Genomic DNA, 12353 nt, shown 5'->3' with positions numbered 1-12353 from the left:
TCATCTCCTTTCTCTCTAAGAATGTTTCACGAAATAATGGCGTAAACCATAGTTAGCAATAACCTGTTGCTGAATTTGCGAAGTTCCTTCAATAATTTCAAGCACCTTCGCTTCACGATATAGTCTTGAAGCTGAGTTTTCCCGGCTAAATCCACTCCCGCCATGAATTTGGACATTTGTATTTGTAATGTCCACAGCGATTTTAGAGGTGAAATATTTTGCAATGGATGTTTCTGTGATTGCATCAGGATGATTCGCTTCTCTCATTTCCCCAGCCTTTAGGCATAAGGCTCTCGCTGCATGGAGCTGAGTCACCGCATCTCCGATCATGCCTTTGATCATTTGATGCTTGTACAATTTCTCATTAAATTGTGTTCTTTTACGTGAATACGTAACAAGAGAATCAACGGCTTCTTGTGCAATGGCAAGCCCTGCCCAAGCGACACTGTATCTTCCATGGTCTAATGCGAGTGACACCACATGGTTAAATCCGCCCCCAACTGGTCCTAAGACACAGTCTTCATGCACCTGGACATGATCGAGGGTGATTTCCGCTAAATATGACGCTCGGTTGGCCATCATTCCTGTAATTCTCTCAATCTCTACACCCGGCTGATCTCGATCGACAAGGAATGCTGTGACTTGTTCACCGTCTCTTGCAATCACAATAAAGAAATCGGCAATCGCTCCAAAGGAAATCCACTTTTTCTTCCCATTTAATACATAGGATTGTCCTTCCTTTTGATAGCTTGTTTCAACATGATTGGCATCTGAACCAATATTCGGCTCTGACAAAGCAAAGGCACCGATTTTTTCTCCTTTAGCTAATTCAACGAGCCAGCCTTGTTTTTGATCTTCTGTTCCATAACGAAGAATGGCTTCTCCTACAAGTGAATTCACTGTCAATAATGTCCGGACATTACAGCAAGCTTTTCCCACTTGTTCCGTAAACTGTCCATATGCGATTGGATCAAGCCCCAGCCCTTGATAGGAAGACGGGATACCTGCTGCCAAGTAGCCTCGTTTCGCCATATCTCGAATCAGCGACTCTGGCAAATGTTCCGTCTCATCGAATTCATTGGCAAACGGACGGATATGTTCATCGCAATACTGTCGTATTTCTTCAATGGCATTGATCGTTTGTTCAGCTGTTTTCATGAAGAGCCGCCCCCTGTTGTTTTCTCTCAATTAAGGCGACAATGCGATTGACGGTACTAAAATGAGCAATGTCGAGGTCTTCGTTATCTAATTGGAATTGAAAGTCATGTTCGATATAGTTCACTAGTTTCATCGCAAATAGAGAATTCACAAAGCCTTGTTCAAAAATATGATCATCATTTCCAAGCTCAATTTCCTCATCAAATACCACTAGGTTTTGCTCGATATAGGCTCTTACTTGTTCGTGTAGGTTCATGATTTAATCTCCTCGCTTTTCGCTTTTTTATTGTTTGGCCGGGTCTTTCTGATTTAATTCAATATTGACATCTACGTATTCTGGGAAAGGCTGAATCATGCTTAAATCATTCTCAAACAAGATATAGCCGTTCTCCCCCTTCTCGATTTCTTTGAAATTGGCAAACTTATATGTGATGTACATCATGCGGTTTCGGTCGGTTTGTTTAAAGTCAGCGACAAGCCGCTTTCCTCGCTTTTTCGCTTCTTGCAAAATCGTTGTAAGTAAGATGGTCCCGACACCACGAGACATGACGCGGCAAGACATAAGCAGCAGTTTGACATGCCATGTGTCACCTGTTTCTTCTATTAATGAGAGTCCAATTTTTCCATAGGAACCGAATTTATCTTCAAGTTCACAGACAAGCAGCAAGTGAGAATCTGATTGACGGAAGAAATCAAGCTCCTCATAATCGTAGGTTTTCCCGCTCGCATTTAATTGATTGGTACGGACGGTCAATTCTTCAGCACGCTGGAGGTCTTGTTCTCCTGCTTCTGATATCACGAATTTCATATGTAAAGACGCCAAGAATTTCTCAGGCGGCCCTTCATATTTCTCTTCTTCCTGCTGCCTTTTGTCCGCTTCTAAGTACATTCTTCTGCGTCGTCTAGCATCTTCTGTGATAAAGACTGGACGCAGCCGATCATTAGTGAGTAATGACAGATAATCCACTGCATCCCAGCACGTAATCTCTGGATGAACAGCCTTCACTTCTTCTCGTTCAAATGGCTGATCATCAATAAAGAGAATGGTATCTTTATGAATATTTAGGCGCTCGCTAATTCTCTTTAATGAACTAGATTTGGCATTCCAATGAATCTCTGGATAGAGAAAGAAATGTTCGATTCCAAAGGCAGAAAGCTTTTCCTTCACGGCTGCTTCATCGTTCCGGCTTGCTATAGAAAGAAGGATGCCGCGCTCATCTAACTCTGTTAGTACTTCCTTCATCGATGGTTTTAACGTCACTTCATCTGACTCAAGTAAAATTCCATCCCATAATGTATGATCTAAATCCCAGACAACACACTTAATTTGCTTAGCCATTGGTTATTCTCCTCTCACATGTCATATTGGAAAAAGCCCTTGCCTGATTTTTTGCCGTACTCGCCTGCATCAACCATTTTGACAAGCAGAGGACATGGACGGAACTTCGGATCTTTGTAGCTCTCGTATAAAACAAGCAATGAATTCAAAATCGTATCAAGCCCAATTAAGTCTCCTGTCGCAAGTGGTCCCATCTTATGACCGAAACCTCCGCGGAAAATTTTATCGACATCCGCTGGCGTAGCGACTTGATCTTGCACCGCCCAAATCGCTTCGTTGATTGTCAGCATCAGCACACGATTGGAAACAAATCCCGGAAAATCATGCACCACAACTGGTGTTTTATCAAACGATTTCAAGAAATCTTTTGCCGTTTCCACTGTGTCATCAGAAGTTGCTTTACCTCTAATAACTTCAACTAGCGCTTTAAGAGGAACAGGGTTCATAAAGTGCGCCCCAATGACATTCTCAGGGTGGTGCATAAGAGACCCTACCTTTGTGATGGAGATACAGCTTGTGTTTACAAAATAGATGGTTTCTTTCGCACAAATATCTCGTAGCTCTTCATAAATAGGTTTTTTAATCTCCCAATCTTCCGTCACATTTTCAATGACGATATGCGCGTCATGTAATCCTTCAAGTGAAGTTGACAGCTGGATTTGAGACAATACATCTTCTAAAGACAATGAGATTTTCTTCTTTCTCACAAATTGAACCAATTGATAGGTCTTCTTAATTTTTTCTAGCGCTTCGTTTAACTTTTCTTCTGTGACATCAACTAATGTGACTTGATAGCCATTTGCTGAAAGGTCTAATGCCATATCAGCCCCCATGACACCTGCTCCAATCACGCCTACGTGCTTCGTGTTCATTTCTCCAACACTCCAATTCGCTTTAAAATGACATTGATTTTTTCAACGACTTCATTTGTGAATGAATGAATAAAAAAGTGATCTCCATCGAATTCGAAAAACGCACAATCTTCGCTTGTATATTGATCCCAATCGTCTAAATCGAACAGCACAGAAGGCAAATCACGTGTACCATAAAAAATAGAAATTGGACAAGCAGCTGGAACGACTTCATCACACAAATAGGTCTCCAAAAGCTGAAAGTCTGCTCTTAAAATCGGCAGAAAGAAATCAAGCACTGCATGGTTATCAGCAAGTTCCTCAGGAACGCCTCCCATCTCAATGATCGCTTCTTTTAATTTGGAATCTGACAGCTGATGATAGACTTTCTTTTCTGGAATATGTGGCGGGAAGCGCCCAGAATAAAAGACATGAACAGGCTCTCTGTTTAACCTTGTTTTCATTCTTTTTTGTAATTCATATGCAAGGACGGCTCCCATACTATGACCGAAAATGGCATAGGGCTCTCCTTCTTTTAAGGAGGAGGACGCCTGTACATAAAGATCATCTGCGACCTGCTGTAAATCGGTTAGTACAGGCTCTGTCATTCTTGTCCCGTGCCCAGGGAGTTCAAGGGCATGAATTTCTATCGACCGGTCTATATAAGATTTCCACGTACTGAATACGGTACTGGCTCCACCTGCGTACGGTAAGCAAAATAACTTCACGACACGCCACACTCCCTTTTGCATTTGATTGCCAACGCTTCCAGCCAGTGTTTTTCATCATGGATGATCTGTTCTAAAGAAGCTTTGATATTGGCTTGGTACCTACTAGACATCTCACCTGAAAAAAGGAGTTTTGCTGCCTGATGCCTTGCTTTCTCCCATTCTGCTAAAATACGTTCCATCCATCCCACCAGCTCAGGTAGATCGCCTTTGATGAGATTCAGCCGATACAGCTCTATTTTCTTCGTATTGATGATCTGATTGAAAGATGCCACGAGCTTCTCGATATCATCCCATTGCGAAAACTGCTCATAAAATGTTTCAAGAGCTGTGATTCCTTTTTCTATTACGTCAATCTGACCATGCATATTTCTCAGGAAATAAGTCGTTTTTTGATCAAATAACTCAGTCGAGAGTTTGTCTGGATCAAAGTAGAAGGCCGCATAGGAATGAAATTGATCATTCGGCTGAAAATGATCATGAAAGGTGTCATATCCTTTCTGTACATCTTTAAATGACAGCACTTGATGCTCATAAGACAAATTATCTAAATGCCGATTCTCTAATACTTGAAAGATTTGCTGATTTTCATCGAATCCAGTCATTAAAATGGAATGACGGCTATGGGTTGTCAAATACTCTTTTCTGCCTCGCTGAACGTAGGGGTCTACCCATACAATTACCGGGCGGTCACGCCTCACATCTTGTTTGACCTTTTCAATGAGGTTGGGACAATACGTCATTTTTTCCACTTGAATGCCTTGTAAATTCATAATCTTTTCTGGATCGTGTGCCGACATCCAGTCAATCTGTAGCAAGCCATTCTCTGTAAGCCCGTAGGCAAATTGATCATTTAATAAGTATGGAAAAACTTCTTGATCATGCAGCTTCACAATTGGAAAAAAGCAATTGAAAAAACAGCTACGATAAAACAAATCATTATAAGGATGAATGCCCGAAATCTGTTTGACGGTCATCTTTTTTTCCTCTCTTTCCAGCAGGAGATGTCACCATAAATCCTTTGATGAAACCAATCGTACAAAACCAAATGAAAAACAAATAATAAGAAATCGCTAATTCAATGAGAGAGGAAGGTCCCCAGACAAAAGTCATTTTCCAAGGCAGCCCATTAAAGGCTAGCTGCGCAACAATGATTGGCAGGAGCAATATCCCAATTAGCAGCAGCACCCAGCCGCTACTTTTCAGCCAGACGCGAAGTGACATGTCCCTGCGAACGAAAGCGCCGTTTCTTACACGCTTTTTCCATTTGATAAAACGAACGATAGACACTATTTGCAGCAAAATGAAAAGACATGTGGCACCAAGACTCAACTGATCAATGAGCTGAAAAGGATCCATTGATGACTCTGCTTCTTCATTTGTACCCGTGATCGTTTTGGCAATAAGACGTACCGTTTGCTCTGTGTAGCTGCTATTCATATTTGCTAACACTCCGATCGCAATCTCTTCTTTTGGCTGGATCAGAAAAAATGATGAATAGTTAGGGTTAGAGCCTGCATGAAAAAGCGAGTCTACCTGCTCATGTGCCTTTTCTATATACCAGCCGGCATTGTAATAGACATGCTTCCCTTCTTCTAGGACATTCACAGTTAAGTGATCAGGATTTTTTACAAAGCGAGACCAAGTTGAATCGGTCAATTGATATTGCAGCCAAGTCCCCACATCCTGACTATTCATCACAATATATCCTGCCGGAGTATTGCCTCGATATTCTGGTGCTTCATAAGCATGCGGAGCAAGGAATTGCAATTTAAACCCTTCTGAGACAGCGCCGGATTTCATCCGTTTTAGCCCAGCCTCCGTTTGGTCAAGATGATGCCTTTTAAACAGTCCTTTCATATAAGCCTCATACGATGTTCCTGTTACATTTTCAATGATGAGACCAAGGACATCATAGTTGATGGTCGCATATTCAAAGGAACTGCCTGGCTTACGATTAAGCTCGATTGATTTCAGCTGATCAACTGTTTTTTTCAACGCATCCTTTGTAGTATCTGGCTGGATAAGCGCAATGGATTGAAAGGGAATGCCGCTTGTGTGATGCATTAATTGCTCCACCGTTAAACGCTGAGGCTTTCCATTGTATGTTGGAAAAAAACCTGGAATATAGCTACTCACCGGATCTTTTAAATGAAGTTTCCCTTGCTTCTCTAACTCCACAATCGCAAGAGCGGTAAACGCCTTTGATGTAGATCCAATTTCAAAGAAAGTGCTAGCTGTCACTTGCTTCTTTTTCTTTCGATCCGCATAACCAAAGCCTTTTTGGTACACCACTTCGTCCTTTTTCACAACCACAACGGACATGCCTGGAATGCGTCCAAGCTCCATCTGTTCCTCTATCACTTGATCAACGGCTTTAGATGAAATCACTGCTTTTGCATGTGTCCAATCGGCAAAGCTGCTTATCCATAAGACCGCTAATAAAAATGAAATGTAGATAACATGCTGATTTTTCGTCATGTAAATAATGAATCCATTTCTTCAAGAGACATATCCACTGTTTCAAAATCAGACGGTGTAAATTCGATTCCTTCTTTCTCTAAGCAATGCTGTACAAGATGCTCAATTTGCTGCTCTACCGCTTGCAATAGCTGCATCATGTCTGTTTCACACAGCTGTTTATCGCTGAAAGAAAGATGAAAAATCAGCTGACCGCCCTTGATGGTAGCGACCATATCGATGACGGTTGTTAATGGATTATCCAATGACGAATCCATCCCCGATGTAAAGTAAGACATCTCATAATCAGATGATTGTTTCAGCACTTGATCAATTTCACCTAGATAGTTAAAGCGTAATTGCGGCGCTGAATGAGGAGGAAGCTGCTTATTGATGAGTGACAACAGCCCATAGTCTGCACCTTTATTTGGCACTTCACGTATCGTTTCTTTGACAGTTCGTATGTGATCCGAGAGAGATTCAGACACATGAACATTCACAGGATACATGGTGGTGAACCAGCCGAACGTTCTAGATACATCAATCTCATCCTCTACTGCATCCCTGCCATGACCTTCTAATTCCAAAGAAATCCGCTCTTGATTCGTTTGCTCATAACAGGCTTGCGTCAAGGCTGAAATTAACAGTTCATGCGGCTGCGTTTGATACGCTTGATTCGCTTGATTGAGCAATTGATTCGTGAGTTCCACTGATAATGCGTTGGTTAATTTGATTTCGTCTCTGACATATCCCTCATTTGAGGAAACTGGATACAGAGGCTGTATATTTTGCACCGCTTTTTGCCAATAGCTGACCGACTCTTTTACACCCTCTGATACTGCATACTGATTCACCTGCTCGGCAAATGTTTGATAGGAATGGGTTTTAGACGGAAGTACTTCTGCTGTAATCTTCTCTGCATGCAATAATTGAATCAAGTCCTCCACAAGAATTTGCCAAGACATACCATCAGCTAATAGATGATGGGCGGCAAAGATGAGATGTGATTGAGAATCAGTTTGACAAAGCGCAGCCTGAATCAATGGTCCTTGATAAAGATGAGTCCTTTGCTTGATCTGATATCCTACTTCTTGTAACGCTTCTTCCACATTCTCTTCTGATAATGCCGTGAAATCGTGTATCATCAGCGGAATATCTTGAATGTCTTCATCATAATAGAGTGTGTTTGTTGCCTCATGTACTTTTAACCTTAGTCCATCGTGGTGAATGACGACCTCTTTGAGAACATCCTGCACGATGGCTTCATCCATCTTTTTCTTTGAATGAACAATGATGGATTGATGCCAGAAATGTTCATCTTTTAACCGCTGGGACCAGAACCATTCGATAATTGGAATCGATTTCACATCACCCACAGCTTGCTCTTGTGAGATATGTATGACAGGTTCCTGCTGAACGACTTGTGCCATTTCTCTAAAAATGGGATAAGTAAAAAGATCCTTGGTTTTTAAATAGAGTCCTTTGTCTTTTAACTTCGCAATAAATTGAATCGCCTTAATGGAATCTCCGCCAAGCTGATAAAAATGATCAGCCGGTTCGATTGTTTCATGCCCTAAGATGCCTTTTGCTGTATCTACGATGATCTCTTCAATGTCCGCTGTTTCCTTGGACCACTCAACAGCTGTTTCTTGAGACAGCAATGGATCAGGCAGTGCCGTCCGATTGATTTTTCCGTTTTGAGTGAGCGGGAGCTCGTCTAGTACAACAAAATAGGCAGGTACCATGTAAGCTGGAAGCTGATCTGATAATTTCTTTCTAAGTAAAAAGGACGTCATCTGTTTTTCTTTCAATTCAATATAGGCTGCCAGCTGTTTTTCTCCAGATTCATCGGTTAGATCAATAACCGCTGCTTTATCAACTTCTTCAAGTGCCATCAGTGCAAGTTCAATTTCACCGAGCTCAATCCGGTAGCCTCGCAGCTTGATTTGATGATCAATTCTGCCAATGTAATCAATCTTTCCATCATTTGCTCGTTTGGCGATATCACCTGTTCGATACATGCGGCGACCATTTACAAATGGATTGGGCAGAAAGCGTGATTCCTGCAAATCAGGTCTTTGCCAATACCCTCTGCCAACACCTGCACCTGAAATATAGATTTCTCCTACTGTCCCAGGCAGCACGGCTTGCTGATGCTCATCTAAAAGGTAAATCTCTGTATTGGGCATTGGCACACCAATTGACACAGATGCCCCTTCATCATCTTGATGGAATTGATGAATCATACAGCCAACGGTTGCTTCAGTTGGTCCATATTCATTAAAGATAGATATCCTTCCATCACTTGCCTCTGTGATTCTTTTGGCCAAAGCGGTCGATAATTGTTCTCCGCCCACAATCATCCGTTTCACAACTGATTGAGAAAGTGCAGCATCTGTTAGCAGTGCCATATGAGCTGGTGTCAGCTTGATGACTTTCGCTTTTTGATCAAACAAAATATGTTCTAATAAAAAGCCTGGCTGATCCTCTTGACGATAGATCATCACGGTACTGCCAATGACCAATGGCGTATAAATGGATGTCACGGTTAAATCAAACGCAATGGATGAATACAAGGCAAAATGATCATCTGATGAATCAGTATAGTGTGTTTTGGCAGACATGATATAGTTCACTAAGCTTCGGTGCTCAATCATGACTCCCTTTGGCTGTCCTGTAGAGCCAGACGTATAAATCATATATGCGACATCTTCAGCATCTCCAATGAATGGATGTTCCGCATTATACTGAGCCAACTGATCCCACACGTTGTAGATATTGTACGTATCGCCATTAAAATGGTATGCAGATGCGTCATCTGTGAAAAACAGCTTTGCCTGGCTGTCATCCAAAATAAACTGAATACGTTCCTCTGGATACTCAGGATCAATCGGCACATATGCGCCTCCAGCCTTTAAAATCCCCAGCAGCAGCACAATCAGTTCTGGTGAATGATTCATACATACGGCAACAAAGTCATGTCTTTGTAAGCCATGTGTTTGTAGAAAATGCGCCATTTGATTGGTTTTTCTCTCAAGTTCACCGTATGTCATGCTATGAGATCCGTCCTGAAGTGCAATTCGATCAGGAGAAGACGTTGACATGTCTGTGATCAATTCATGGATTTTTTGTTTCTGTGGAAACAGCATGCCTGTGTCGTTCCAGTGATATAGCTCTCGATGTGTCTCGACTTCTGTCATGAGAAGTACGTCTTTTAACAGCTGCTTTGGCTGAGCGAGTATCGTTTCGACAAAGAGAAGCATTCTTTCGTGTAGAAAGTCGATATCTTCATTGCTGTAATCTGAGATCTTGTAATCATATTGAAGCTCGATTTGCCCTTTTTCATCCCATTCTTTCACAGCAACTTGTAAGCCATATGGCTGGAAGCCATTGTAAAGCTCTATGTATTCAACCTTGTATCCTTCCATCTCCTGCACCATATTTGTGCTGTAGGAGTTGATATAGATTTGAAAAAGCTGATCATACCCTGCTTTTGCAAGCTCTAAATCTTTGACAAGTGCATCATAGGGATAACGCTGATGCAGGAAGTAAGCCTTATAGCTTTTTTGAACGTCTGTTAAGCTTTCTAACAAAGAGAGATGAGGATCGATCTTCATTCGATATGGCATTGTACTTACGGTCATACCGGACGTGGCTTTTTCCTTTTGTCCGGAACGATTGAGAACTGGCGTCCCAATAATAAAATCTTTTTGCTGGTATCTTTTATGCAAGTAGACGAAGAGTCCTAAAGTAAATAAAGAGTTGATTGAACAATGATGGACATCTATAAATTCATAGATTCGTTCTGAGAGTTGTCGATCAAGATAATGGCTTTGCCGATGGCCTTTGATTTGGTCAGTTCCCTGTACCAAATAACTATCAGACACATCAGATAATGCTTCTTTCCAAAATTGCTGATCTTTTTTAAATCTTGGGGAGTTCATATATTTTGATTCTTTATCAATAAATACAGAGTGATTGTCTGCTTCTTGTTCGATAGAGGAGCTGTGGGTAAGAGCAGTGTAAAGCTGGCTAATTTTATCGATGATTACTTTCATCGACCATCCATCTGCTACTGTATGATGGCATTTGATGAAATAACCGGATTGTTGTTCACTGATTTTTAGTACCGCAAATTCGGCGAGAGAGGTTTCTGTTAATTGAAATGGTGTTTTAAAGGCTTTTTCGGCCCATTCTAGCATGTCTTCATGTGTGGAAAACTCATAGGTAGGAATAGGGCTATCGGCGTTTGGATCAACGTATTGAAGCGTTTCACCATCTTTCTCTACTAGCTTGAGACGAAGAGATTCTGTCATCATGATACAAGATGCAATGGCCTGCTTCAGTTTATCGAGCTGCAATGGCCCATTGACGAAAATGATACCGCCAATATGATTGATCGGTGTTCCTGGATAAAATGTTTCCATGTTCATCACGCGCCGCTGCGGATGTGTTAATGGCCAATATACTAAACTATTAGTCAATTACGCCACCTCTACTTTTCATATAGTTAACATTTCTACCAACATATTAAATCACATAATGGTATTTTTGTAAATAATTGAGATAAAATGTCTAAATTTGTTCATTTTTTAATCTAGACGCTAGGAAAGCCGATACAGTAAACAGGGCAACGTTTATAAAAAAGACGACTCTTGCCCCAAAGAGATCGGTCATGGTGCTCATAACGAGGATGGACATTCCGTATATAAAAGTTGATAGTGTATGTTGAGCTGATAGTATTTTGGGCAATTCAATTTCACTCAGTGTATCTTGTACATAGGTTCGAATGGAAATACTGCGAAGCTGAAAGGCTGGTCCTAATAAAAAGACAAACAACAAACTCATCCATGCAGAATGATTCAATCCTAAGCAAAGGGTTAGCACAGCTACGATCACCGAACTGTAAAAAATGTGATCAAACAAACGCTGTTCCACATGCTTTGCGAACCGCAACACAAGCAGGCCGCCTAGAATGGTTCCGCCAAAATAGCTTGCGTTAATAAAGCCCCACCATGTTTCAGGCTGATGTAAAACTTCTGTGACATACACAAGGATAATGGCACCAGTCCAAATACTTCTACCGCTCATGGATAGCATTTCTAAAATCGTTAATGTTCGAATAGTTGGTTTTTCATACATGAGCTTCCACCCTGAAAAGACCCTTGTAGCAAATGATTCAGACTGTTGCTCTTGTTTAGCTGCAGCCCCAGTATCAATGATAAAGAGCATAGATATGAGTGACAAACTGTATAAAACAAGTGTCGTCAATAGGAGAAACTGTGGTCCAAGAATGCCAATAAACAGCCCTCCTAACAGCCAGCCTAGTAAAAGGACCATTTGATCAGAAGTTAAGATATAGCTATTTGCTTTTAGTAAAAAGTTCTTTTCTACTAGACGTGGGATCATCGAATTTCGAACAGGAATGGTTCCTCCATCTATCAAAGAAAGGAAAAATACAATGATAAAAAAGAGAGGAATAGTAAAAGTTGATAGTTGTAGAATATAAATGAAAATTAAGCAACCGAAGAAAGCAATTTGACACATTTGTAAATAGATAATGAGTCTTTTTAGCTTAAATTGATACATAAAGAAAGGAATGAGTACCGCTCCAAGTGCTTGTCCAACAAACTGTGAGACAGCCACCATTGAAGCAATCAGTGTAGAATTTGTTAATTGATATGTCAGGATGGTCAAAACGAGGACATATAGCGAATCCCCAAAATTAGCTAGGGATTGTCCCCCTAATAAAAAGTAAAATGATTTGTTTTTCATAATGATCTCCATTTTCTCTTCATTATCACCCATAATAATACA

Annotated in this window: 9 protein-coding genes; all 9 read right to left on the bottom strand. The window is 41.0% G+C overall.

The window, feature by feature from the left end:
* Window positions 1-15 precede the first annotated feature (15 nt).
* The gene (locus MHH54_RS03505) at window positions 16-1158 is read right to left on the bottom strand and encodes an acyl-CoA dehydrogenase family protein (RefSeq protein WP_003214249.1); all 1143 of its coding nucleotides are present in this window, start codon (window positions 1156-1158) and stop codon (window positions 16-18) included.
* A complete protein-coding gene (locus MHH54_RS03500) occupies window positions 1145-1414 on the bottom strand; it encodes an acyl carrier protein (protein WP_003214412.1) in 270 nt (89 codons plus the stop codon). Before MHH54_RS03500 ends, MHH54_RS03505 begins: the two co-directional genes overlap by 14 nt.
* Before the next feature lie 27 nt (window positions 1415-1441).
* Entirely contained in the window at window positions 1442-2497 is a 1056-nt protein-coding gene (locus MHH54_RS03495; protein ID WP_342500690.1) for an HAD-IIIC family phosphatase, read from the bottom strand.
* A gap of 14 nt (window positions 2498-2511) precedes the next feature.
* A complete protein-coding gene (locus MHH54_RS03490; protein WP_003214220.1) occupies window positions 2512-3369 on the bottom strand; it encodes a 3-hydroxyacyl-CoA dehydrogenase family protein in 858 nt (285 codons plus the stop codon).
* On the bottom strand, window positions 3366-4076 hold the full coding sequence (locus tag MHH54_RS03485) for an alpha/beta fold hydrolase (RefSeq protein ID WP_003214044.1): 711 nt from the start codon (window positions 4074-4076) through the stop codon (window positions 3366-3368). The genes MHH54_RS03490 and MHH54_RS03485 overlap by 4 nt, the downstream gene beginning before the upstream one ends.
* On the bottom strand, window positions 4073-5053 hold the full coding sequence (locus MHH54_RS03480) for a C39 family peptidase (protein WP_034620201.1): 981 nt from the start codon (window positions 5051-5053) through the stop codon (window positions 4073-4075). Before MHH54_RS03480 ends, MHH54_RS03485 begins: the two co-directional genes overlap by 4 nt.
* Window positions 5016-6557 (bottom strand): serine hydrolase domain-containing protein, encoded by a 1542-nt coding sequence (locus tag MHH54_RS03475; RefSeq protein ID WP_342500689.1) that lies wholly within the window; start codon window positions 6555-6557, stop codon window positions 5016-5018. Before MHH54_RS03475 ends, MHH54_RS03480 begins: the two co-directional genes overlap by 38 nt.
* The gene (locus MHH54_RS03470; protein ID WP_342500688.1) at window positions 6554-11020 is read right to left on the bottom strand and encodes an amino acid adenylation domain-containing protein; all 4467 of its coding nucleotides are present in this window, start codon (window positions 11018-11020) and stop codon (window positions 6554-6556) included. Before MHH54_RS03470 ends, MHH54_RS03475 begins: the two co-directional genes overlap by 4 nt.
* 91 nt (window positions 11021-11111) lie before the next feature.
* On the bottom strand, window positions 11112-12311 hold the full coding sequence (locus MHH54_RS03465; protein WP_034620241.1) for an MFS transporter: 1200 nt from the start codon (window positions 12309-12311) through the stop codon (window positions 11112-11114).
* Window positions 12312-12353 lie beyond the last annotated feature (42 nt).

It is taken from the genome of Bacillus sp. FSL K6-4563 (genome assembly GCF_038630405.1).
Taxonomy (GTDB): domain Bacteria; phylum Bacillota; class Bacilli; order Bacillales; family Bacillaceae; genus Bacillus; species Bacillus pumilus.
Note: the sequence above shows the minus strand (reverse complement) of the source record. Positions and strands in the feature narration are given on the sequence as shown.

Bases quoted from the DNA above. Each gene is read 5' to 3' on its own strand.
- MHH54_RS03465 (WP_034620241.1), bottom strand. From the start codon at position 12,311: ATGAAAAACAAATCATTTTACTTTTTATTAGGGGGACAATCCCTAGCT.
- MHH54_RS03495 (WP_342500690.1), bottom strand. From the start codon at position 2,497: ATGGCTAAGCAAATTAAGTGTGTTGTCTGGGATTTAGATCATACATTA.
- MHH54_RS03475 (WP_342500689.1), bottom strand. From the start codon at position 6,557: ATGACGAAAAATCAGCATGTTATCTACATTTCATTTTTATTAGCGGTC.
- MHH54_RS03490 (WP_003214220.1), bottom strand. From the start codon at position 3,369: ATGAACACGAAGCACGTAGGCGTGATTGGAGCAGGTGTCATGGGGGCT.
- MHH54_RS03480 (WP_034620201.1), bottom strand. From the start codon at position 5,053: ATGACCGTCAAACAGATTTCGGGCATTCATCCTTATAATGATTTGTTT.
- MHH54_RS03500 (WP_003214412.1), bottom strand. From the start codon at position 1,414: ATGAACCTACACGAACAAGTAAGAGCCTATATCGAGCAAAACCTAGTG.
- MHH54_RS03505 (WP_003214249.1), bottom strand. From the start codon at position 1,158: ATGAAAACAGCTGAACAAACGATCAATGCCATTGAAGAAATACGACAG.